The following is a 23,566-nucleotide window of genomic DNA, read 5'->3' as shown; positions in this document are numbered from 1 at the left end:
CACTCGAAGAGAGGTTCATGAATCATGGCTGAAACCCTGGTTACCAAGCCCACGAAGCTTGCTGTCATCGGTGCCGGCGCCGTCGGCTCCACCCTGGCCTTCGCCGCCGCCCAGCGCGGCATCGCCCGTGAGATCGTGCTCGAGGACATCGCCAAGGAACGCGTCGAGGCCGAGGTGCTCGACATGCAGCACGGCTCCAGCTTCTACCCGACCGTCTCCATCGACGGCTCCGACGATCCCGAGATCTGCCGTGACGCCGACATGGTCGTCATCACCGCCGGTCCGCGCCAGAAGCCGGGCCAGTCCCGCCTCGAGCTCGTCGGCGCCACCGTCAAGATCCTCCAGGCCATCATCCCGAACCTGGTCAAGGTCGCCCCGAACGCCATCTACATGCTCATCACCAACCCGGTCGACATCGCCACCCACGTGGCCCAGAAGATCTCCGGTCTGCCCGAGCACCAGGTCTTCGGCTCCGGCACCAACCTCGATTCCGCCCGTCTGCGCTTCCTCATCGCCCAGCAGACCGGCGTCAACGTCAAGAACGTCCACGCCTACATCGCCGGCGAGCACGGCGACTCCGAGGTCCCGCTGTGGACCTCCGCCACCATCGGTGGCGTCCCCATGCTCGACTGGACCCCGCTGCCGGGCCACGAGCCGCTCGACGCCGACACCCGCGAGCAGATCCACCAGGACGTCAAGAACGCCGCCTACAAGATCATCAACGGCAAGGGCGCGACCAACTACGCCATCGGCATGTCCGGCGTCGACATCATCGAGGCCGTCCTCAAGGACTCCAACCGCATCCTGCCGGTGTCCTCCATGCTCAAGGACTTCCACGGCATCTCCGACGTGTGCATGTCCGTCCCGACCCTCATCAACCGTTCCGGCGTCAACACCGCCATCAACACCCCGGTCTCCGACAAGGAGCTCGCGGCCCTCAAGCGCTCCGCGGAGACGCTGAAGGAGACCGCCGCCCAGTTCGGCTTCTGATGAAAACGGCGATGCGCGGAGCGTCTTCGGCGTTGCGGGAGGCTTGACGTATTTTTCGTACGCCTGCGCCTCCCGCGCCTTGAAGCCGCACACGCGCATCACCATTTTTCGTGAACGAAACAACCCCTGTACGGATGCCTTGTGTGGCCGTACAGGGGTTGTTCTTTCCCGCTTCCGCCGGCGGGAGCTGTCGGACGGAGTCCGGCTGAGGGCGGTCCGCCCGCTACGCGTGAAGGGATTCGTCGGAGCGGGAGTGATACCCCTCCGGCTCCAGCTGGAACGTGGTGTGTGGCACCGAAACGGGGAAATGCCCGCGCAGACAGTCCTGCAGCTGCCGGAGCACCACGGCCGCCTGCTCCATCGTCAGGTCCCGCTCCACCACCACATGCGCGGTGAGGATCGGCATGCCCGTCGACACCGTGCTCGCATGCAGGTCGTGCACCGCCACCACGTGCGGCACCCGCTCCAGATGCGTGCGCACCAGGTCCAGGTCCAGGCCCTCCGGCGTCTCCTCCAGCAGCACGCGTACCGCGCCGTGCAGCAGCTTCGCCGCGCGCGGGATCATGAGCAGCGCGATCGCCGCGCCGGCCACCGCGTCGAACCGGTCCCATCCGGTGCACAGCATCACCGCCGCGGACGTCACCACGGCGACCGAGCCCAACGCGTCGTTGAGCACTTCGAGGAACGCGGCGCGCATGTTCATGTTGTCGCCTCGCCGCGCCGCGAGGATCAGCATCGAGACCACGTTCGCCGCCAGACCGAGCAGACCGACGAACAGCAGCAGCCGCACGTCCGAGATCTCGTCCGAAGCCATGCCGAGCAGGCGCATCGCCGCCTCGTACAGGGCATACACGCCCACCATGAACAGCATGACCGCGCCGCCGGTCGCCGTCAGCACCTCGAGACGCGCCCATCCCCAGGTGCGCGTGCTGTTCGGACGCCGCCGCATCAGCGCCGCCGTCACCGTCGAGGCCGTCAGCACCGACATGTCCGTGAGCATATGGCCCGCGTCCACGAACAGAGCCAGCGAGCCGGTCAGCGCGGCCGTCACCACCTCCACCAGGAACACGGTGGCGGTCACCGCCAGCGTGGCCGCGAGCCGATGCTGATGCGCCGCCGCATCGCCCGCCGCGCCGCCGTCCGTCCCGGTCTTCCGGGCTGTTCCGTCCTGTCCATGCACATGCGCCATCGGACCACACTCCTTCGCCGCTTCCCGCGGCCGTAGAACGCGGGCGGACGGTCGCATGGAGCGGCGCACGGCCCCGCGAAATGAGACCGTTTCTCACTACCATTCCCGTTTCGCCCGGAAACGCGGGGAGCCCCGGCGTGATGCCGGGGCTCCCAAAGACAATCGCCCAGTGTACACCGTCGCGGCGTGGGGCGGAGGACGCATCTCAATCGGCGTCCACCGCGTCCAGCACGGGCACCTTGAGCGCACGGCGCGCGGGCGGCAGCGCGGCCACCACGCCCACCAGCACCGACGCCGCAAGGAACACGCCGAGCTGGTCCCATGGCACGGCGAGCCGCTCCAACCCGTTCGCCGCGTAGACGCGTTGGATGACGGCGCCGGCCGCGACGCCCACGACGACGCCCAGCAGCGTGCCCAGCACGGCGATGAGCGACGCCTCGATGGCGAGCATGCCGCGCACCTGCCCGCGCGACGTGCCGATCGCGCGCAGCAGGCCGATCTCCCGCGTGCGTTCCGACACGCTCAACGCCAGCGTGTTCACGATGCCGAACACGGCGATGACGATCGACAGCGCGAGCAGCGCGTACAGGATGATGAGGATCTGGTCGACCATCGAGCTCATCGACGACTTGAATTCGTCCCGGTCCTGCACGGTGACGACGTAGAACGGTTTGACGGCCTTGATCAGACGCGCCTTGACCGCGGCCGCGTCCGCGCCGTCGCGCGCGTTGATGAACAGCATGATCGTGAACATCGTCGCATCGTCGGCGAGCTTCTCCGCGGCGGCGTCGTTCATCAGCACCATCGAGCGGTACACCGAGTTCTCGATGACCGCGCCGACCCGCATCCGCCGGTGCGTCGTCTCGGTCTTCGTCCTGACCAGCGTGGACGGGTCGATGTGCTGCGCCTCGTCCGCGGTCCGTCGCGCCTCATCCGCCTTGGTCTGCGCGCCCGCCGCGTCGCCGGCGGCCGCGAGGCGCCGCGCCTCCGTCTCGAGGCCGGCCACCTTGTCCTGCACCTGCGCCTGGTAGTCGGCCTGCGCCTTGGCGGTCGCCTCCTCGTCGACGACGACGCGTTTGCCGTTGACCCGCACCGTGTCGCCGACCTTCCAGCCGTGGTCCTTCGCCACCGTGAGGCCGACGACGAGTTCGCCGTCCCTGAGGGCGCGGTCCGCGTCGCCCGCGTTCTCGACCGGCGCGAACACCTTCGAGAACAGGGACGGCTGTTCGGCGAACGTCATCGCCTGCGCCGCGTCATCGTCCGAACCGTAGGTGACGCCCAGCAGCATGCGGCTCCTCGAGACCGACGCCACGCCGCGCGTCTTCTCGATCGCCGCGACCGCGTCGTCCGGGATGCGTCCGGAGGACGCGGACATCGCCGTGAAATCGGATTTCAGGCCGGTGTCGACGATGCCGGCCACCGACGTCTTCGCCGACGAAGCGACCACGCCGAGGCAGCTCACGATGGCGACGCCGACGAACAGCGCCGCCGCCGTGTTCGCCGTGCGCCGCTTCTGGCGGGCGAGGTTGCGCGTGGCGAGACGCCCCGTCACCGGGAACACGTGCGACGGCAGCCAGCCGAGCACCGCGCCCGCCGGCCCCACCAGCGCCGGGGCGAGGACGATCACGCCGACCACGACGAGGCCCGCGCCGACGCCGAGCGGCCATCCGGCGCCGAGCCTCGCGGCGAGGCCGTCGAGGAACGCGACATGCGTCGGCCTCCCGTCGTCGCCGGCGGCGGCGATCGCCAGGCAGAACGCCCACGAGGCGGCGCCGAGCAGAATCATCACGACGCCGAGCACGCCGCGTGGCAGCACCGGCCGCTCCGGGTTCACGGTCTCGTTCATCGCCTGGATCGGCGGGGCCGTCGCCGCACGGCGGGCGGGCAACGCCGCGCCGACGAGCGTCACCAGCACGCCGACGGCCACGCCGGCCAGCATGTCGGCCAAGCCCGGCGCCGCGGCGCCGTCCATCGGCGTGCCCATCCGTGCGAGCCCGGCGACGATGGCCTTCACCATGCCCCAGCCGAGCCCGATGCCGGCCGCCGAACCGACGACGCCCAGCAGCAGCGCCTGGACGATCACCGTGGAGAACACCTGCGCGGGGGAGGCGCCCACCGAGCGCAGCAGCGCGTAGCCGCGCATCGACTCGCGCACGATCATCGAGAACGTGTTCGCGATGATGAACGAGCCGACGAACAGCGCGATCACCGCGAAGATGAGGATGAGCGGCTGGATGAAGCCGAGCTGGTCCTTGATGGCCTGCGCGTATTCGTCGCGCAATCGGTCGCCGGTGATCGCGGTCGCCTTGGAGCCCTTGGGCAAAGCGTGCCGCACGCGGGCGGCGAGTTCGCGCTGCTGCGCGTCCGTCAGCGGCGCGCCCCCGTCGCCGGAACCGTACACGCCGATGTACTGCGTGACGCCGATCTCGCCGGTCCGCTCCTGCTGGAGCTCCTTGGCGACCGAGGGCGCCAGGCCGATGATGATCGCGCCCGCCTGCGAGGAGTCGGTGTCGAACACGCCGACGACTTTCACGTCCTTCGGGCCTGAAGGATAGACGAGCTTCGTCACGTCGCCGACCTTGAGCCCCGCGGTCTCGGCGGCGAACGCGTGCAGGGCGATCTCACCCTCGTTGTGCGCCCAGCGGCCGTGCGTGAGATGCGCGGAGCGCCACGTGCCCTTCGCGAGTCCGATGCCCATCGTCGGCGAACCCATCGTGGAGACCGCGTTGCCGTCCTTGGCGACGAGCACCAGCGATCCGGACACCGAATACGTGACCTCCGCTTTGGCCACGCCGTCCACTTTCGCGACGTCGTCCACGAGCGAGACGTCGATGTCGTTGTAGGTCTTCAGGGACGAACCGGAGGACGACGTGCCGGAGGATGCGCCCGACGCGTCGTCCTTCCGCTCCGTCACGCCGCGCACGTACACGTCATGGTCGGTGTTCGAGCCGAGCATGCGGTCGACCTGGTCGTTCATCATCGCGCGGAAGCAGAACGAGCCGATCACGAAGGACACGCCGAGCGCGATCGCGACGATCGACATCAGGAACCGTGGGAAGTGCGCGCGGGCGTCGCGCAGGCCGATGCGGATCATGCGTCGCGTCCCGTCCCGCGGGCGTCCGTCGCGGCATCCTCGTCGCCTTCGCTGGCGAACACCTCGAGGATCTCCTCGTAGCTCGGATGCCTGAGGTCGCGGGTGATGCGCCCGTCGGCGAGCACGAGCACGCGGTCCGCATAGCTGGCGGCGCGCGGGTCATGCGTGACCATCACGATGGTCTGGCCGTAGTCACGCACCGAATCCTTGAGGAAGCCGAGCACCTCGCGGCTCGAGCGTGAATCGAGGTTGCCGGTCGGCTCGTCGGCGAAGATCACCGAGGGACGGGCCATGATGGCGCGCGCGCATGCGACGCGCTGCTGCTGGCCTCCGGACAGCTGGCTCGGCCGGTGCGTGAGACGGGAGCGCAGCCCCGTCACGTCGACGACCCTGTCGAACCAGGCGCGGTCGATGGGGCGTCTCGCGATCTGCAGCGGCAGGAGGATGTTCTCCTCCGCGGTGAGCGTGGGCACCAGGTTGAACGACTGGAAGATGAAGCCGATCCGCTCGCGCCTGAGCTTCGTCAGCTGCCGCTGGTTCATCGACGACACCTCGAGCCCCTCGACGACCACCCTGCCGGAGGTGGGACGGTCGAGGCCGGCCATCAGGTGCATGAGCGTGGACTTGCCCGAACCGGACGGTCCCATGATCGCGGTCATCTCGCCGCGGTCGAAGCCGACGTCCACATGGTCGAGCGCCGTGACGCGCGACTCGCCGTCCCCGTACGTCTTCGTCAGGTCGATGGCGCGCGCCACGACGCCGTCGGTCTCCGTGCCGTCGTGCGTGCGCGCCGCTCCCGCCGTCCGTGCCGTCCGGGCGTCGCCCGCCCTGCGTGACGCCTTGGCCGCCTTGGCCGAATGTCGTGCCATGAATGCCTCTTCCCCGATGTTGCGAACGGTTATAGTCTAATGGAACACGGCATCGGGAGAGAAGGGGACGGCATGCGGTTCGACGGCGAGTTGGAGGCGTTCCTCGCGTTCCTCAAGGCGAACCGGGGGCTTTCGGACAACACGGTCCGCGCCTATCGCACGGACGTCGCCTCCTGCCTGCGCTTCCTCGAATCCCGCGGCACGGCCGACCTGCGCGAGGTGACCGGGGACGACCTGCGCGGATGGATGGCGTCGGAGACCGGTTCGCACGCCCGCTCCAGCATGGCGCGCATGACCGTGGCCGTGCGCCGGTTCTTCGATTGGGCCGCCGCCCACGGCGTCGTCGCCGTCGACCCGGCCTCCTCGATCATGACGCCGAAGACCGGCAACGCGCTGCCCGTCGTGCTCACCGAACGCCAGGCGGGCGAGCTCATGGACGAGACCGAATCCGAAACCGACGGCGCGGAACCGACCAAGGGGAGCGACGGTAGGAGAGAGGAGGAGACGCCGACGGCGCGGGCGCTGCGCCTGCGCGACGCGGCGATCCTCGAACTGCTGTACGCCACCGGCATGCGCGTCGGCGAGCTCGTCGGACTCGGCGTGGGCGACGTCGACTGGTCGTCGCACACGGTGAAGGTCACCGGCAAGGGCAACAAGCAGCGCGTGGTGCCGTTCGGCATGCCGGCCTGCCGGGCCCTGGAACGCTGGACGGAGGAGGGACGCCCGGCGCTCGCCGGCCGAGCCTCCGGGGATGCGCTGTTCCTCGGGTCCAGGGGAGGGCGGCTGGACCAGCGCGTGGCCCGCAGGGTGGTGCACAGGCAGGCGGAGCGCGCGGGCGTTCCAGATATTGGACCCCATGCGCTAAGACATTCCGCGGCCACCCACATGCTCGACGGCGGGGCCGATCTGCGTGAGGTGCAGGAGCTGCTCGGGCACTCCTCGCTCAAGACCACGCAGCGGTATACGCACGTCTCCATCGACCAGCTCAAAGCCCGCTATTCCCGAGCGTTTCCCAGGGCATGACCATGTGTCCGCAAGGCGGCCGCGGTATGGATCGGCGTCACGTCGGCACGGGGGCGCCGGCCCGTCCGCAGCCCGGAGGGGCATGGGGGAGGAGGGCCGTTCCCGGCATGCCGGCGCCGTCCGTCGGACGCCGTCGCGCCCACCGGTATTCACGTAACGTCCACAATTCGGTAACGTGCTGTCTCCAACCCGCGTCACAATGGGTCACGGTCAACGAGGGGGTGAGGTGCTGACGGCCACGCCGGCGCCGAACCTCTTTTTCGTTCCTCAGCGGGCCATGTCCGCAATGCGGGTGAGAGTCCCGTCCCGCGGCCGAACCCCGCGGGCAGATGAATAGGAGAAACAAGAAATATGAAGAAGCAAGCCTTCGCGATCGCTGCGGCCGTGTGCGCCGTCGCGACCATGCTCGGCGGCTGCGGCTCGACCGGCACCGCCTCCAAGGATGCGGCCTCCGGCAACATCATCACCGCGTACGCCTCCGAACCGCAGAACCCGCTCATCCCGGGCAACACCAACGAGACCGGCGGCGGCAAGCCGGGCGACCTGCTGTTCGCCCGCCTCGTCTCCTTCGACGCCAAGGGCAACGCCTCCAACGAAGTGGCCGAGTCCATCACCCCGAACGACGACGCCACCCAGTTCACCATCAAGCTCAAGGACGGCTGGAAGTTCACCGACGGCACGCCGGTCACCGCCGAGTCCTTCACCAAGGCCTGGAGCTACGTCGCCAACGCGAAGAACGCCCAGAAGTGCTCCTCCTTCTTCTCCACCATCGCCGGCTTCGACGACCTGCAGAAGGACGGCCTGAAGGGTGACGAGCAGCTCTCCGGCCTCAAGGTCGTGGACGACAAGACCTTCACCGTCGACATGAACCAGCCCGACGCCACCTTCCCGATCAAGGTCGGCTACCTGGCGTTCGCCCCGCTGCCGGAATCCTTCTACAAGGACCCGAAGGCCTTCGGCCAGGCCCCGGTCGGCAACGGCCCGTACAAGTTCTCCAAGTGGGACCACAACAAGGAGATCGACCTCGTCAAGAACACCGACTACAAGGGCAACGACGTTCCGAAGAACGACGGCGTGACCTTCAAGATCTACACCGATGACAAGGCCGCCTACGCCGACATCCAGGCCGGCAACCTCGACGTGATGGAGTCCGTCCCGGCCTCCGCCACCAAGACCTTCCAGAAGGACCCGAAGGTCCAGGCCTACAACAAGGCCGGCTCCGTCTCCCAGACCTTCACCATCCCGTCCAACCTCGAGCACTTCCAGACCAACACCGAGGAAGGCCAGCTCCGCCGCCAGGCCATCTCCATGGCCATCAACCGCGAGCAGCTGACCGACAAGGTCCTCGGCGGCATCGCCACCCCGGCCAAGGACTTCACCTCCCCGCTCACCCCGGGCTACTCCGACTCCCTCAAGGGCGTCGACAACCTGAAGTTCAACGCCTCCAAGGCCAAGGAGCTGTGGGCCAAGGCCGACGCCATCTCCAAGTACGACGGCCAGCTGACCTTCGCCTACAACGCCGACGGCGGCGCCAAGCCGATCTACGACGCCATCGTCAACCAGCTCAAGAACAACCTGGGCATCGACGCGGCCACCAACCCGATGCCGACGTTCCAGGAGTTCCGTGACGCGGTCACCAACCGCCAGATCAAGGGCGCCTTCCGCACCGGCTGGCAGCCGGACTACCCGTCCGCCGAGAACTACCTGTTCCAGCTGTACTCCTCCAAGGCCGCTGACGGCAACGGCTCCAACGACGGCGACTACAAGAACGCCGACTTCGACAAGCTGATGGACGAGGCCTACGCCGCCAAGTCCACCGACGCCGCCAACAAGATCTACCAGCAGTCCCAGGAGATCCTCCTCGAGCAGCTGCCGGCCATCCCGCTGTACTACTCCAACGCCGCGGGCGTCGCGAGCACCGGCGTCAAGGGCTTCGAGATGAACTGGCAGAACCTGCCGGTCTACGAGGAGCTGACCAAGTGAGCCTGACGCTCGCCTGATCGTCTTCCCGTCATCGGAAAGCGCACCGGAAGGGGCGGAACCCGCCAGGGGTTCCGCCCCTTCCTTTATATATGTGCGGGCACCATATGCGCGTGGGACGCCGTGGCGGGACGACCTTGGAGAACCCTGGTTTTCAGCCACGATTCACCTTCGTGAAACATTGGTGTCAACCCGTGGGGTAAACTTACGGGGTACTTAGCGACCGGCAGGGGCGCCCACGTCGCGCGCGTGCGCGTGCGGCGACGCCCCCGAAGGTCCGTAGATTCAAGGAGAAACCGATGGGCAAATATCTTCTGCGCCGCATTCTGCAGATGATCCCCGTGGTTCTCGGTGCGACGCTGCTGGTCTATGCCCTCGTCTTCGCCCTGCCCGGTGACCCGGTCAAGGCGATGTTCGGTGACAAGCCGGTCAACGAAGCCGTCGCCGCCCAGATCCGCGCCGAATACAACCTCGACAAGCCGTTCATCATCCAGTACCTGCTGTTCCTCAAGAACGCGTTCACCCTGGACTTCGGCCAGACCTTCGCCGGCCAGCCGGTCATCGCCGAGATCGGACGCGCGTTCCCGGTCACCATCAAGCTCGCCTTGATGGCGTTCGTGTTCGAAGCGGTCTTCGGCGTCGTGTTCGGCATCATCTCCGGCCTCAAGAAGGGCAAGTGGTACGACTCGGTCATCCTCATCGTCTCGCTGCTGCTCATCTCCGTGCCGACCTTCGTCACCGGCTTCGCCGGCCAGTACTTCCTCGGCGTGCAGTGGAGCCTCATCCCCGTGACGGTGAGTGCCGACACCACGTTCGGCGAGATGCTGTTCCCCGCGATGGTGCTGGGCTCCGTCTCCATGGCGTACATCATCCGACTCACCCGTTCCGAGGTCTCCTCGAACATCGCCGAGGACTACGTGCGCACCGCGCGCGCCAAGGGCATGTCCAACGGTTCCGTGATGCTGCGCCACGTCCTCAGGAACTCCCTGATCCCCGTGGTCACCTACCTCGGCCAGGATCTCGGCGCCCTCATGGGCGGCGCGATGATTACCGAGCAGATCTTCAACATCCACGGCGTCGGCTTCCTCACCTACCAGTCGATCCTCAAGGGCGAAGGCAACCTCGTGGTGTCCATCGTCACGATCCTGCTGCTGGTGTTCGTGATCTGCAACCTCATCGTCGACATGCTGTACGCGGCCCTCGACCCGCGCATCCGTTACGAGTGACCGGGAGGACAAGGACATGACCGACAACAACCAGACCGTGTACGAGACCCTCCCCGGCCAGGAACGCTACGTCGCGCCGATCGACGAGACCCCGCTCCAGGACGTCGACAAGGTCGACGAATCCGCCCCCGCCGCCAGCATGTGGGCCGACGCGTGGCGCACGCTGCGCAAGAACCCGCTGTTCATCATCTCCGGGCTGCTCATCATCTTCATCGTCTTCGTGGCCATCTTCCCGGGCGTGCTCACCAAGACCGACCCGAACTACTGCAACCTCGACAACTCGCTCGAGCCCGCCGAGGCCGGCCATCCGTTCGGATACGACTTCCAGGGCTGCGACGTGTTCGCCCGCACCGTGTACGGCACCCGCACCTCGCTGTCCGTGGGCCTGCTCACCACGCTCATCGTCGTGCTCATCGGCACGCTCATCGGCGCCGTCGCCGGCTTCTTCGGCGGTTGGGTCGACGCGCTGCTGAGCCGCATCATCGACATCTTCTACTCCATCCCGTTCCTGCTCGGCGCCATCGTGGTCCTCCAGATGTTCCGCACCTCCAGTTCCATCTGGAAGGTCGTGCTCGTGCTCGCCCTGTTCGGCTGGGTCTCCACGGCCCGCATCGCCCGCGGCTCCGTGATGGAGGCCAAGAACCTCGAGTTCAACACCGCCTCCACCGCACTCGGCTCCACGCCGATGAGGAACCTGTTCAGCCACATCATCCCGAACGCGCTGGCCCCGATCATCGTCATCGGCACCACGTCCCTCGGCTCGTTCATCGTGTCCGAGGCCACGCTGAGCTTCCTCGGCGTGGGTCTGCCGACCACCACCGTCAGCTGGGGCGGCGACATCTCCCAGGCCCAGGTCAACCTCATGACCAACCCGATGGTGCTGTTCTACCCGTCCATGGCTCTGGCCATCACCGTGCTGAGCTTCATCATGATGGGCGACGCCGTCAAGGACGCCCTCGATCCGAAGAGCCGCACGGCCTGAGAGTGAGGTAGGGAATACTCATGGAAAACACGAATGACGCCAAGCTGGTCGAGATGCAGAAGGCCAACGGCCCGCTGCTCGAGGTGAAGAACCTCGCCATCGACTTCACCACCGACGACAAGCGCGCCGTGCACGCCGTGCGCAACGCCTCGTTCTCCGTCTACCCCGGACAGTGGGTGGCCATCGTGGGCGAATCCGGCTCCGGCAAGTCCACGTCCGCCATGGCCGTCCTCGGTCTCCTGCCCGGCACCGGCCACGTGGTCGGCGGCTCCATCAAGCTCGACGGCCAGGAGCTCACCGGCCTCAAGCCCAAGGACTTCGACAAGCTGCGCGGCGACAAGATGGGCCTCGTGCCCCAGGACCCGATGAGCAACCTCAACCCGGTGTACCGCATCGGCACCCAGGTCAAGGAGGCCCTCAAGGCCAACAACATGGACGTGGCCCACGAGAAGCGTTCCGCCCTCGCCAAGGCCCTGGCCGGCGAGGAGGCCGACGTCGAGCTCAAGGGCAACGACGACGAGACCTTCATCGGCTCCGCCCAGCTGCCCGCCCTGATGGACGCCGCCAAGGCCGCCCTCGCGGAGGCCGGCGTGACCGGCGAGGCCTTCGACAAGGCCGTCGCCCACTTCACGGATGAATGGGTGCCGGGCTCCGAGACCCGCTGGCGCGTCGCCGACGACCTCATCAAGGCCGGCGTGAACGACGACAAGGCCTGGGCCATCGCCAAGGCGCACGTCACCGGCTCCACCATGGACGACCGCATCGCGGGTCTGCTTTCCGAGGCCGGCCTGCCTGACGCGGCCACCCGCGCCCGCCAGTACCCGCACGAGTTCTCCGGCGGCATGCGCCAGCGCGCGCTCATCGCCATCGGCCTGGCGTGCCGTCCCGACCTGCTCATCGCCGACGAGCCGACCTCCGCGCTCGACGTGACCGTGCAGAAGAAGATCCTCGACCACCTGCACATGCTCACCGACTCGCTCGGCACCGCCGTGTTGTTCATCACCCACGACCTGGGCCTCGCCGCCGAGCGCGCCCAGCACATCGTCGTGATGTACAAGGGCCAGGTCGTCGAGTCCGGCCCGTCGCTCGAAGTGCTCCAGCACCCGCAGCACCCGTACACCAAGCGCCTGGTCGCCGCGGCCCCGTCTCTGGCCTCCCAGCGCATCATCTCCGCGCACGAGCGCGGCGAAAACACGGACGCGCTGCTCGAGCACCATGTCGTCGGCGAGGAGAAGCTCGAGAAGAGCGAGAACATCATCGTCGTGGACCACCTGACCAAGGAGTTCAAGCTCCCGCGCAGGAAGGAGATGTTCAAGGCCGTCGACGACGTGTCCTTCTCCGTCAAGCGCGGCTCCACGCTGGCCATCGTGGGCGAATCCGGCTCCGGCAAGTCCACCGTGGCGAACATGGTGCTGAAGCTCCTCGAGCCCACGTCCGGCAAGGCGTTCTACGAGGGCGAGGACATCGCCACGTTCCACGGCGCCAAGCTCCTCGAGTTCCGCCGCCACGTGCAGCCGGTGTTCCAGAACCCGTACGGTTCGCTCGACCCGATGTACTCCATCTACCGTTCCATCGAGGAGCCGCTGCGCATCCACAAGATCGGCGACGCCAAGAGCCGCGCCAAGCGTGTGCGCGAGCTGCTCGACATGGTGGAGATGCCCGAGTCCGTGATGACCCGCTACCCGAACGAGCTCTCCGGCGGCCAGCGCCAGCGCATCGCCATCGCGCGAGCCATGGCCCTGAACCCGGACGTCATCGTGTGCGACGAGGCGGTCTCCGCCCTCGACGTGCTCGTGCAGGACCAGGTGCTGCACCTCCTCAACGACCTGCAGGCCGAAAAGGGACTGAGCTACCTGTTCATCACCCACGACCTCGCCGTCGTCCGCCAGATCGCCGACGAGGTCGTCGTCATGCAGCACGGCAGGCTCGTCGAGCACGCCACCACCGACGAGGTCTTCAACCACCCGAAGCAGCAGTACACCAGGGACCTGCTCGACGCGATTCCCGGCGGCAAGCTGAAGCTCGGCCTCGACTGATCCGAATCCCCGCCGGCGGTCCGCCTGCGGCATGAGACAACGTGGAGCCTCCCCGTCCATGGACGGGGAGGCTCCACGCGTTCCGGTGGTAGTCTCGGGAGACATGATCACCATCACCACCTCGAACATGAACGGGATCCGCGCCGCCGAGCGCAAAGGCATGACGGACTGGGCGAAGCGCCACACGCCCGACGTGTGGTGCATGCAGGAGGTCCGCGCCCCACAGCCGGACGTCGACCGCATCTTCTCCTCCATCGCCTTCGAATACGCGGCCGAAGGACGGGTGGCCGACCCGAACGCGCTGAACCGCGACAACGAGGTGTGCCGCGTCAAAGGCCGTGCCGGCGTCGGGCTTCTCACCGACCTCGAGGTCGTCGCGACCCGACACGGCCTGCCCGGACTGGACGAGGACGTCGACTCCGGGCGGTGGATTGAATCGGACGTCGTCACGCCGCAGGGCTACACGCTTACCGTCGCCTGCGTGTACGTGCACGCCGGCAACGCCGACGACGAGACGAAGATGGCGCAGAAGTTCCGCTTCCTCGACGCGATGTGCGCACGCATGGGGGAGCTGCGCGACGAGGCGGCGCGCGGCGGACGCCAGGCCGTGGTGTGCGGCGACTGCAACATCGCGCACACGCCGCTCGACATCAAAAACGCGAAGGCCAACGAGAAGCACGCCGGATTCATGCCCGTTGAACGCGTCTACGTGGACCGGTGGCTCGGCGAACTCGAATTCGTGGACATGACCCGCTACCTCGCCGGTGACATCCAGGGACCGTACACATGGTGGAGCCAACGCGGCCGCGCCTTCGACAACAACGTGGGATGGAGGATCGACTACCAGCTCGCCACGCCCGAGCTCGCCGAGACGGCGCGCGGCTTCGTCATCGACAAGGCGCCGTCCTACGACCTCAGATGGTCCGACCACGCGCCGCTGACCGTCACCTACGACGTGTGAGACCGGCGGGTCCGCCCACCGGCTCCATCCAGCCAAACGCAAGAACGGGTGCTACGCTAGGCAAGGTTGCAACCGCAAGACACGAAATGAGGAACCATGGGACTGTTCGGATTCGGCAAGAAGAAGGACAAGACGGACAGGAAGGCCGAGCCCGTCGAGGACGAGGACGCCAAGGCCGCCGAAGCCGCCAACGCCGCCGCCAGGGCGGACAGCGAGACCGCCGAGAAGACCGCCGCCGAGGCGCTCCCCGAGGCCAGCGACTCCTATGAGGGACGCGGCGAGGAACGCGGTCCCTGGGACGTGGACGACGAGGACGTCCCCGACTACGACGACTACCTCGACCTAGGCGCCTACTATCTGCCGTTCATGCAGCACATCGAGCTGCGCATCAAGGCCAACCGCGCCACCCGCGCCATCCTCGGATCGACCATCACCTACAAGCATTCCAGCCTCGAGATCGAGGCGTACGCCGCGCCGAAGACCCTCGGCCTGTGGGAGGACTGGCGCGAGGACTTCCTCGAAGCCAACCCGAAGGCCTCCGCGTCCGACGGCGTGTTCGGCACCGAGATCACGTTGCCCGTCGAAGTGAAGAACGGGCGCACCCTCATCACGCGCATCGTCGGCGTGGATGGCCCCCGCTGGATGCTGCGCGGCATCTTCTCCGGTGTGGCCGCCACCGACCCGGACGCCGAGGAGACCAAGGCGCTCAACCGGTTCTTCTCCGACATCGTCGTCGAGCGCGGCGAGGAGCCGCTCGCTCCGCGCGACCTCATCCCCATGCACCCGCCCGTCGCCCCCGCCGAGCGCAAGGCCGCCAAGGCTGCGGCCGAGCAGGAGGATGCCACCGAGGGCAAGGAGCACCTCAAGGACGTGCCCACCCGTCCGAAGGGACCGCTGAGCCAGGACCAGGAGACCCAGGTGAAGACCACGCTCTCGCGCGGCCCGATGTTCTCCGAAGTCCGCTGACGCATGGGCGAAACGAGGAAACGCACCGGCCTGGGCGCGCTCGCCCAGGCCGGCGGCGACGAGGACTTCTCCGTCATCGACGCGATCGGCGGGCCGCGCGGCGTCGTCGAATCGATGCTGCCCGGCGTGGTGTTCGTCGTGCTGTTCGTGGTGACGAACGACCTCGACCTCACCATCGGCGTGTCCGCCGCGCTGGCCGTGGCGCAGGTCCTCATCCGTCTCGTCCAACGCCAGTCCGTCATGGGCGCGCTGAGCGGGCTCATCGCCGTGGGCATCTGCCTCGTCTGGGCGTGGAAGAGCCATGAGGCACGCAACTACTACATGTTCGGGTTCCTCACCAACGGCGTGTACGCGGTGCTGCTGGCCGTCTCGCTCGCCGCGCGCGTGCCGGGGCTCGGACTCGTCATCGAATTCATCCGCCAGCTGCCCACCGAACGGTTCGGCGCATGGTTCCATGACTGGATGGACGACGCTCCGCTCAGACGCGCCTACACGGCCGTCACCGCATTGTGGTTCAGCCTGTTCGCGCTGCGTCTCGCCGTGCAGGTGCCGCTCTACCTCACCGATCATGTGGCCGCGCTCGGCGTGACCCGCCTCATCATGGGCATCCCGTTCTGGGCGTTGGCCATCTGGGTGAGCTATCTCGTCATCGCCACGCCGCTGCACCGCCACAAGGCGGCCGCCAAAGCCGCGGAGACCGCGGACGCGGACGCTGCCGGGGCCGCCGGGCCCACCGGGCCCACCGGGGACGCCGAGACCACCGCCGGGACGGACGGTCCGGCATATCAGACAGGTCAAGACAGGTAAGGAACGTATGGAAGCTGAAGTCCGCATCGAACGGTACGCCGACCAGGGCCGCTGCGTGGCCCACATCGACGGGCGCGTCGTCTTCGTCCGCTTCGCCCTGCCGGGCGAGCTCGTGCGCATCGTCCTCGACGAGCCGCACGACCGCGACGAACGGTTCTGGACCGGCGAGGTCGTCGAAGTCGTCGAGGCGAGCCCGGACCGTGTCGACCCCGCATGGCCGCTCGCCGGACCGCTCGCCACGGGCGGCGGCGTCGGCGGCGCGGACCTCGTCCACGTCTCCCTGCCCGGACAGCTGACATGGAAGGCCGTCGCCGTCAGCGAGCAGATGAGCCGACTGGGCCACGTCGACGTCACCGTGCCCATCGAACGCGCCGAAGGCGACGAGGCGCTCGGCGGCCTCCACTGGCGCACCCGCATCGAGATGATTGCCGACGACGACGGCAGGCCCTCGATGCGCCGGCGCGGCAGCCATACGCGCATGCCCATCGACACGATGCCGCTCGCCACAAAGACCCTGCTCAAGGTCGCCGACGACGCTCACGTGTGGGACGGCGGCTTCACGCCCGGCGCACAGATCCGCCTGTCCGTACCCGAACCGCGCGCCGGCGCGCCCCTGCCCGACGATTACGCCGTCCTCGTCGACGGCGAGCTCACGCACGGCTCGCAGACCCTCACCGAACAGGTCACCGTGTCCGGCATCACCTTCACGTACGAGGTCGACGCGAACGGCTTCTGGCAGGTGCACCGCGAGGCGCCCGTCGCCCTCGCGAACCACGTCATCGACCTCGTGCGCGCCGAACTCGACGGCGCCGACGCCGCCGTCATCTGGGACCTCTACTCCGGCTCCGGCCTGTTCACACTGCCGCTCGCCACGCTCGCCGCCGACCGTGCGCGCGTGTTCAGCGTCGAAGGCGGCCGCACCGCCGTGAGAAGCCAGCAGCGCAATCTGCGAGCCCTGGGTCTGGGCGATGTGGACGCCCGCTGCGGCGACGTCGCGCGCACGCTCGCGCACGTGCCCGCCAACTTCGCGCATCCGGACGTGGTGGTCCTCGACCCGCCGCGCGCCGGCGCGCACGCCAAGGTGTGCCGTCAGATCGCCGCCGCCGGGCCGCGCGCCATCGTCTACATCGCCTGCGATCCGACGAGTCTCGCCCGCGACACGGGCACGCTCGTCCCGCTCGGCTACGAGCTCGCCGACATCCGCGCCTACGACATCTATCCGATGACCCATCACGTCGAGACGGTCGCGTTGTTCCGCCGCGGAGGGGACGTCGCGTGACGTCGCGGCCCATCGGGACGGAGGGGCGTCGGCCCGGGCCGGCGCGCATGATGCGCGGCCCGCGCCGCGCCGCGGCCCGGATGATGGCCCGCGTCGGCGCGTCGATTGCGTGCATGGCGGCGGTGCTGTCGCTCGCCGCGTGCGTGCCGCACGGCACCGCCGTCGGCGACACGCAGGGGCATACGCCGTCGACCGCGCATATCGGCACGGTGCGTGACGACGCGGTGGTCGGCGTCGTCGGTTCGTCCACGGCCGCCGCCGACAAGACCGTGCTGGACGCGTTCGCCGCCGCCGACATCGACGCCGTGTACGTGTCCGTCAAGGACGCCGCCGATGCCGCCGACGCGGCCCATCGGGCGCAACAGGGCGTGCGCGACATGATCTCGCGCGTCGTGAGCCTCGTCATCGTCTCCGACATCGACGTGACGGCCGACGCGGACGGCTGGGATTCCGCGTTGCGGGATGCCCGGAACGCCGGCATCCCCGTCGCGCTGCTCTCGCCCGTTCACGCACCCTCCGACGCCACGCTCTACGCGGCCACGCTCGTCATCAACGACCGCGCCGCCGACGCCACGCCCATCGACGAGGCCGCCATGACCATCCTCAACGACGAACCCCATGCCCGCGAGATCACCGTCAGCACGGTGAGATAGACGAACCGAGGTGGATGATATGGACGCGATGCCCAAGACCAAGGAGACCGGCCTCGCCGCCGACGAGGTGGCGGCGCGCGTCGCGGCCGGAGCCGTCAACAAGGTGAAGGACTCCACGTCGCGGTCGGTGAAGGACATCGTGCGCGCCAACGTGTTCACCCTGTTCAACGGCATCATCCTCGCGGCGATGATCCTCGTGCTCGCCACCGGATCGTGGAGGGACGCGGTCTTCGGCTTCGTCATCATCATCAACACCGGCATCGGCATCGTCACCGAGCTCAAGGCGAAACGCACGCTTGACCGGCTCTCCATCCTCGTCGCCTCCGACTATCTCGTGCGACGCGACGGACGCGACGTCACCGTACCGCACGACGGCATCGTCATGGACGACCTGCTGTGGGTGCGCGCCGGCGAACAGGTGCCCGCCGACGCCGAGATCGTCGGCTCCTGGGGGCTCGAGGCGGACGAATCGATGCTCACCGGCGAATCGTGCACCGTGCGCAAACGCGAGGGCGACGACGTCTACTCCGGATCCACCGTCGTCTCCGGCGCGGCGCTCGCACGCGTCACCGCCGTCGGCGCGCACTCGTACGCGGCCACGCTCACCGCGAAGGCCAAGGTGTACAAGAAGACCGTCTCCGACCTCAACAAGGGCATCAACACCATCCTCAAGGTCATGACGTTCCTCGTCGTGCCGTTGTGCGTGCTGCTCATCATCTCCCAAATCCACACGGTGGGCGGATGGTCGGTGGCGCTCGCCACCGGCCAGTGGCGGCAGGCGGTCGTCTCCGCCGTCGCCGGCGTCGTCGGCATGATTCCCGAGGGGCTCGTGCTGCTCACCTCGCTCAACTTCGCGGTCGCCGCGATGCGTCTCGCCCGGCATGAGACGCTCGTCCAGGAGCTTGAATCCGTGGAGACGCTGGCGCGTGTCGACTGCCTCAACCTCGACAAGACCGGCACGATCACCGACGGCGGCATCGCGTTCGACCGCGTGGTCATGCTGGGTGGCGACGATGCGAACGGCGGCGATGCGACGGTCCGGGAACGAGAGACGATGCAGGCGCTCTACGACCTTGCCGACGAGGCGCAGCCGAACGCCACCGGCCGCGCCGTGCTCGACGGCCTGGGGGAGCGGGGATACGCGCCGGGCGAGGTCGTCTCGCGCGTGCCGTTCTCCTCCGCGCGCAAGTGGAGCGCCGTCGTGAAGCCGGCGCCGTCCCGTCGGGACGTCGCCGCCGCGTCCGATGCCGTCGCGTCCGCCGGCGATGCGGTCGGGACGTGGTACCTCGGCGCGCCCGAGGTGCTGCTCGCCGCGATCGGCGGCGACCATGCGGCCGTGCTCGCGCAGGCCAACGCGCATGCCGCCGACGGCGGCCGTGTGCTGCTCGTCGCGTACGCGCCCGGCGTGGGCGCCGACGCCGACGACCCCGCGTTGGACGCCTCCGCCACGCCCGTCGCCCTCGTCCTGTGCGCCGAACGCATCCGCTCCGACGCGGCCGCCACGCTCGCCTGGTTCCGCGAACAGGGGGTGCGATGCCGCGTCATCTCCGGCGACAACCCCGTCACCGTCACGGCGATCGCCCGCAAGGTCCGGCTCACCGGCGACCGCGACCCCGTCGGCATGGACGCGCGCGAACTTCCCGACGACCCGGCCGAGATCGGACGCATCCTCGAGGACGTGGACGTCATCGGCCGCGTCCTGCCCGACCAGAAGAAACTCATCGTCGACGCGCTGCATGTGCGCGGCTACACGGTCGCGATGACCGGCGACGGCGTCAACGACGCGCTCGCCCTGAAGGAGGCGGACCTCGGCATCGCGATGGGCAACGCCGCGCCCGCCACCAAGGCCGTGGCACAGGTCGTGCTCGTCGATTCGAAGTTCTCCCACCTGCCCGATGTCGTGGCCCGCGGACGGCAGGTCATGGCCAATATGGAGCGCGTCGCCGGCCTGTTCCTCGTCAAGACCGTGTATTCGGCGCTCATCTCGCTCGGCGTGGTCCTGACGGCCATCCCGTACCCGTACCTGCCGCGCCACATCACCTACATCGGCGCGCTCACCATCGGCATGCCCGCCTTCATCCTCGCGCTCGCGCCCAACACGCGCCGATACATCCCCGGCTTCCTCGGCCGTGTGGTGCGTTTCGCGCTGCCCGGCGGCATCGCCACCGCGCTGTCCGTGCTGTTCGCCGCATGGTTCCTGCCGTCCGTCATGGGATGGGACGTCGCCGGTTCGTCGGCGGACCTCGCCTCGCTGCGCGCCACCGAGGCGATCATCCTGTTCGTCATGGGCGTGTTCGTGCTCGCCCGCGTCGCCCGTCCCCTCAACAGCTGGCGGGGTGTGCTCGTCGCCGTGTTCGCCGCGGCGGGCGTCATCGGCATGTTCATTCCGTTCGTGGCCCGGTTCTTCGCGCTCGTCGTCCCCACCGGCGCGCTCGTCGCGCCGACGTTGAGCGCGCTCGCCGGAGCGGTCGTCGTGTTCGTCATCTGCCTCGCCGTGGTGCCGTGGGCGTCGCGTACGGCGATCGCCGGACTGCTCGGCCGCGCGCCCGACGACCGCGGAGGGCGATGACCGCGGACGCGTCGCACCGGTCTCCCACCCGTGTGCGCGGGCGGCGTATTGTCTCACGTTTCAAGCCGACACGCCAGAGGCATGGTTACGTTCCCGTACCATTTCGAGTGGATAATCGGCGACATCATCAGCCGGTCCAATGATTCGGAGGAAGCATGTCCCTACGTGACGACCAATTGGCGACCCTCAATGCCGCCGGCAAGGATTTCGACTACTACAACATCGCCGACCTCGACGGCGTCGACCACCTGCCGTACTCGCTCAAGGTGCTCGTCGAGAACCTGGTGCGCAACATCGACGGCGCCAACATCACCGACGAACACGTCAAGGCGCTGCTCGGCTGGGATCCGAACGCCCAACCCAGCCACGAGATCCAGTTCACGCCGAGCCGTGTCGTCATGCAGGACTTCACCGGCGTGCCGTGCATCGTGGACCTCGCCACCATGCGTGACGCCGTCAAGGACCTCGGCGGCGATCCGGAGGTCATCAACCCGCAGGTCCAGTCCGACATGGTCATCGACCATTCCGTGCAGATCGACAAGTACGGCGTGGCCGACGCCGTCGAGCAGAACATGGACATCGAATACCGGCGCAACGGCGAACGCTACCAGTTCCTGCGCTGGGGCCAGCAGGCGTTCCGCAACTTCCGCGTCGTACCGCCGGGGACCGGCATCATCCACCAGGTCAACATCGAATACCTCGCCAAGGTCGTCATGACGAAGGCGGGGGAGCGGGGCCGCGAGCTCGCCTACCTCGACTCCTGCGTCGGCACCGACTCGCACACCACCACCGAGAACGGCCTGGGCGTGCTCGGCTGGGGCGTCGGCGGCATCGAGGCCGAGGCCGCCATGCTCGGTCAGCCGATCTCCATGCTCGTGCCGCGCGTCGTCGGCTTCAAACTCACCGGCTCCATCCCCGAGGGCGTGACCGCCACCGACGTGGTCCTCACCATCACCGACATGCTGCGCAAGCATGGCGTCGTCGGCAAGTTCGTCGAGTTCTACGGCGAGGGCATCGCCTCCGTGCCGCTCGCCAACCGCGCCACCATCGGCAACATGAGCCCCGAATTCGGCTCCACCTGCGGCATCTTCCCCATCGACGACGTCACTCTCGACTACCTGCGTCTGACCGGCCGGTCCGAGGAGCAGGTCGCGCTCGTCGAGGCGTACGCCAAGGCCAACAAGCTGTGGGGCGACGCCAAGGACCCGAACTACGTCGAACCCGAATACTCCGAGTACATGGAGCTCGACCTCGGTTCCGTCGTGCCGTCCATCGCCGGTCCGAAGCGCCCGCAGGACCGTATCAAGCTGTCCGAGGCGAAGAAGACGTTCGAGGAGACGCTGCCCGCCTACGAGACCGAGAAGACCGTCCACGAATCCGTGCCCGTCTCCACCGACTTCCGCGGCGACTTCGATCTCGACAACGGCGACGTGGCCATCGCCTCCATCACCTCCTGCACGAACACGTCCAACCCGTCCGTGATGATCGCCGCCGGCCTCATCGCCCGCAACGCGCACCTGAAGGGCCTCAAACCCAAGCCGTGGGTGAAGACGTCGCTCGCCCCCGGATCCCAGGTCGTCGCCGATTACTTGAAGGCCGCCGGCCTCCAGGACGACCTCGACGCGCTCGGCTACCAGCTCGTCGGCTTCGGCTGCGCCACCTGCATCGGCAACTCCGGCCCGCTGCTGCCCGAGATCAGCGAGGCCATCAACGCCAACGACATGACCGTCACCGCCGTGCTGTCCGGCAACCGAAACTTCGAGGGCCGCATCAGCCCGGACGTCAAGATGAACTACCTCGCCTCGCCGCCGCTCGTCATCGCGTACGCACTCGCCGGCACGATGGACTTCGACTTCGAGTCGCAGCCGCTCGGCACGGACACGGACGGCAATGACGTGTACCTCAAGGACATCTGGCCCACCAACGCGGAGGTCGCCGCCGTGGTCAACGGCACCGTCAGTCGTGAGATGTTCCTCAAGGACTACGCCTCCGTGTTCGAGGGCGACCACCGCTGGAAGGGCCTCGACGTGCCCGAGGGCGAACTGTTCGCATGGGATCCGAAGTCCACGTACGTGCGCCGCCAGACGTTCTTCGACGGCATGAAGGCCGAGCCCGATCCGGTCGCCGACATCCACGGCGCGCGCGTGCTCGCCCTGCTCGGCGACTCCGTCACCACCGACCACATCTCCCCGGCTGGCGCGTTCAAGGCGTCCAGCCCGGCCGGCAAATACCTGACCGAGCGCGGCGTGGAGCCGAGGAACTTCAACTCCTACGGTTCGCGCCGCGGCAACCATGAGGTCATGGTGCGCGGCACGTTCGGCAACATCCGCCTGCGCAACCTCCTGCTCGCCTCCACCGGCAACGAGGTGACGCCCGGCGGCTTCACCTATGACTTCACCACCGGAGAGCCGTCCACGATCTTCGACGCCTCGCGCAACTACAAGGCCGCGGGCACGCCGCTCGTGGTCCTGGCCGGCAAGGAGTACGGCACCGGCTCCTCGCGTGACTGGGCCGCGAAGGGCACGTTGATGCTCGGCGTGAAGGCCGTCATCACCGAGAGCTTCGAACGCATCCACCGCTCCAACCTCATCGGCATGGGCGTGCTGCCGCTCCAGTTCCCCGAAGGCGAGTCCACCACGTCGCTGGGACTCGACGGCACCGAGACGTACGACATCGCCGGCGTCGAGAAGCTCAACGAGGGCGTCACCCCGAAGACCGTCCACGTCACCGCCACGCACAAGGACGGCTCCACCACCGAATTCGACGCGGTCGTGCGCATCGACACGCCCGGCGAGGCCGACTACTACCGCAACGGCGGCATCCTCCAGTACGTGCTGAGGAACCTCATGCGCCGCTGACGGGAGCCCGCGCCGCGCGGCGTAGGCCGTCCGTCGCGAGGGGCCTTGCATGACGAACCATCGTCATGCAAGGCCCCTCGTCAT

16 protein-coding genes are annotated in these 23,566 nt (G+C 68.1%); 13 read left to right on the top strand and 3 right to left on the bottom strand.

Annotation, left to right across the window (positions count from 1 at the left end):
- Positions 1-24 precede the first annotated feature (24 nt).
- Entirely contained in the window at positions 25-990 is a 966-nt protein-coding gene (locus KIH78_RS04150) for an L-lactate dehydrogenase (RefSeq protein ID WP_214311003.1), read from the top strand.
- Between the two features lie 223 nt (positions 991-1,213).
- Here KIH78_RS04150 and KIH78_RS04145 read toward each other — a convergent pair whose 3' ends face one another.
- The 3 genes from KIH78_RS04145 to KIH78_RS04135 all read right to left on the bottom strand — a co-directional run bounded on the left by KIH78_RS04145 (position 1,214) and on the right by KIH78_RS04135 (position 6,142).
- Positions 1,214-2,179, bottom strand: coding sequence for a cation diffusion facilitator family transporter (locus KIH78_RS04145; RefSeq protein WP_219131391.1), 966 nt, complete (start codon positions 2,177-2,179; stop codon positions 1,214-1,216).
- Positions 2,180-2,384: 205 nt separating this feature from the next.
- Positions 2,385-5,273 (bottom strand): ABC transporter permease, encoded by a 2,889-nt coding sequence (locus KIH78_RS04140; RefSeq protein WP_219131390.1) that lies wholly within the window; start codon positions 5,271-5,273, stop codon positions 2,385-2,387.
- Positions 5,270-6,142 (bottom strand): ABC transporter ATP-binding protein, encoded by an 873-nt coding sequence (locus tag KIH78_RS04135; protein WP_219131389.1) that lies wholly within the window; start codon positions 6,140-6,142, stop codon positions 5,270-5,272. The genes KIH78_RS04140 and KIH78_RS04135 overlap by 4 nt, the downstream gene beginning before the upstream one ends.
- A gap of 72 nt (positions 6,143-6,214) precedes the next feature.
- On the opposite strand from KIH78_RS04135, the gene KIH78_RS04130 reads away from it, so the two are divergent.
- From KIH78_RS04130 to acnA, 12 genes are all read left to right on the top strand, one after another.
- A complete protein-coding gene (locus KIH78_RS04130) occupies positions 6,215-7,165 on the top strand; it encodes a tyrosine recombinase XerC (protein ID WP_219131388.1) in 951 nt (316 codons plus the stop codon).
- A 351-nt stretch (positions 7,166-7,516) separates the two neighbouring features.
- Positions 7,517-9,148, top strand: coding sequence for a peptide ABC transporter substrate-binding protein (locus KIH78_RS04125; RefSeq protein ID WP_219131387.1), 1,632 nt, complete (start codon positions 7,517-7,519; stop codon positions 9,146-9,148).
- Positions 9,149-9,444: 296 nt separating this feature from the next.
- Positions 9,445-10,371 (top strand): ABC transporter permease, encoded by a 927-nt coding sequence (locus KIH78_RS04120; RefSeq protein WP_219131386.1) that lies wholly within the window; start codon positions 9,445-9,447, stop codon positions 10,369-10,371.
- Positions 10,372-10,387: 16 nt separating this feature from the next.
- A complete protein-coding gene (locus KIH78_RS04115; protein ID WP_219131385.1) occupies positions 10,388-11,353 on the top strand; it encodes an ABC transporter permease in 966 nt (321 codons plus the stop codon).
- Positions 11,354-11,373: 20 nt separating this feature from the next.
- Positions 11,374-13,389, top strand: a complete 2,016-nt coding sequence (locus tag KIH78_RS04110) for a dipeptide ABC transporter ATP-binding protein (protein WP_219131384.1) — start codon at positions 11,374-11,376, stop codon at positions 13,387-13,389.
- A 103-nt stretch (positions 13,390-13,492) separates the two neighbouring features.
- Positions 13,493-14,350, top strand: a complete 858-nt coding sequence (locus KIH78_RS04105) for an exodeoxyribonuclease III (protein ID WP_219131383.1) — start codon at positions 13,493-13,495, stop codon at positions 14,348-14,350.
- Between the two features lie 96 nt (positions 14,351-14,446).
- Positions 14,447-15,316, top strand: coding sequence for a DUF3710 domain-containing protein (locus tag KIH78_RS04100; RefSeq protein WP_219131382.1), 870 nt, complete (start codon positions 14,447-14,449; stop codon positions 15,314-15,316).
- A 3-nt stretch (positions 15,317-15,319) separates the two neighbouring features.
- Positions 15,320-16,123, top strand: coding sequence for a DUF3159 domain-containing protein (locus tag KIH78_RS04095; RefSeq protein ID WP_219131381.1), 804 nt, complete (start codon positions 15,320-15,322; stop codon positions 16,121-16,123).
- Positions 16,124-16,130: 7 nt separating this feature from the next.
- On the top strand, positions 16,131-17,402 hold the full coding sequence (locus KIH78_RS04090; RefSeq protein WP_219131380.1) for a class I SAM-dependent RNA methyltransferase: 1,272 nt from the start codon (positions 16,131-16,133) through the stop codon (positions 17,400-17,402).
- On the top strand, positions 17,399-18,055 hold the full coding sequence (locus tag KIH78_RS04085; protein WP_338024110.1) for a type 1 periplasmic-binding domain-containing protein: 657 nt from the start codon (positions 17,399-17,401) through the stop codon (positions 18,053-18,055). Before KIH78_RS04090 ends, KIH78_RS04085 begins: the two co-directional genes overlap by 4 nt.
- A gap of 28 nt (positions 18,056-18,083) precedes the next feature.
- Entirely contained in the window at positions 18,084-20,624 is a 2,541-nt protein-coding gene (locus tag KIH78_RS04080; protein ID WP_219131464.1) for an HAD-IC family P-type ATPase, read from the top strand.
- A gap of 155 nt (positions 20,625-20,779) precedes the next feature.
- Positions 20,780-23,482, top strand: a complete 2,703-nt coding sequence (gene acnA, locus KIH78_RS04075; protein WP_219131379.1) for an aconitate hydratase AcnA — start codon at positions 20,780-20,782, stop codon at positions 23,480-23,482.
- Positions 23,483-23,566: the final 84 nt, after the last annotated feature.

The organism is Bifidobacterium saguinibicoloris (assembly GCF_019331725.1).
GTDB lineage: Bacteria > Actinomycetota > Actinomycetes > Actinomycetales > Bifidobacteriaceae > Bifidobacterium > Bifidobacterium saguinibicoloris.
The sequence above is the reverse complement of the archived record's forward strand: the minus strand, read 5'-3'. Positions and strand labels throughout refer to the sequence as shown.

Coding starts and splice junctions, on each gene's coding strand:
- KIH78_RS04150 (WP_214311003.1), top strand. CDS start 25: ATGGCTGAAACCCTGGTTACCAAGCCCACGAAGCTTGCTGTCATCGGT.
- KIH78_RS04145 (WP_219131391.1), bottom strand. CDS start 2,179: ATGGCGCATGTGCATGGACAGGACGGAACAGCCCGGAAGACCGGGACG.
- KIH78_RS04140 (WP_219131390.1), bottom strand. CDS start 5,273: ATGATCCGCATCGGCCTGCGCGACGCCCGCGCGCACTTCCCACGGTTC.
- KIH78_RS04135 (WP_219131389.1), bottom strand. CDS start 6,142: ATGGCACGACATTCGGCCAAGGCGGCCAAGGCGTCACGCAGGGCGGGC.
- KIH78_RS04130 (WP_219131388.1), top strand. CDS start 6,215: ATGCGGTTCGACGGCGAGTTGGAGGCGTTCCTCGCGTTCCTCAAGGCG.
- KIH78_RS04125 (WP_219131387.1), top strand. CDS start 7,517: ATGAAGAAGCAAGCCTTCGCGATCGCTGCGGCCGTGTGCGCCGTCGCG.
- KIH78_RS04120 (WP_219131386.1), top strand. CDS start 9,445: ATGGGCAAATATCTTCTGCGCCGCATTCTGCAGATGATCCCCGTGGTT.
- KIH78_RS04115 (WP_219131385.1), top strand. CDS start 10,388: ATGACCGACAACAACCAGACCGTGTACGAGACCCTCCCCGGCCAGGAA.
- KIH78_RS04110 (WP_219131384.1), top strand. CDS start 11,374: ATGGAAAACACGAATGACGCCAAGCTGGTCGAGATGCAGAAGGCCAAC.
- KIH78_RS04105 (WP_219131383.1), top strand. CDS start 13,493: ATGATCACCATCACCACCTCGAACATGAACGGGATCCGCGCCGCCGAG.
- KIH78_RS04100 (WP_219131382.1), top strand. CDS start 14,447: ATGGGACTGTTCGGATTCGGCAAGAAGAAGGACAAGACGGACAGGAAG.
- KIH78_RS04095 (WP_219131381.1), top strand. CDS start 15,320: ATGGGCGAAACGAGGAAACGCACCGGCCTGGGCGCGCTCGCCCAGGCC.
- KIH78_RS04090 (WP_219131380.1), top strand. CDS start 16,131: ATGGAAGCTGAAGTCCGCATCGAACGGTACGCCGACCAGGGCCGCTGC.
- KIH78_RS04080 (WP_219131464.1), top strand. CDS start 18,084: ATGCCCAAGACCAAGGAGACCGGCCTCGCCGCCGACGAGGTGGCGGCG.
- acnA (WP_219131379.1), top strand. CDS start 20,780: ATGTCCCTACGTGACGACCAATTGGCGACCCTCAATGCCGCCGGCAAG.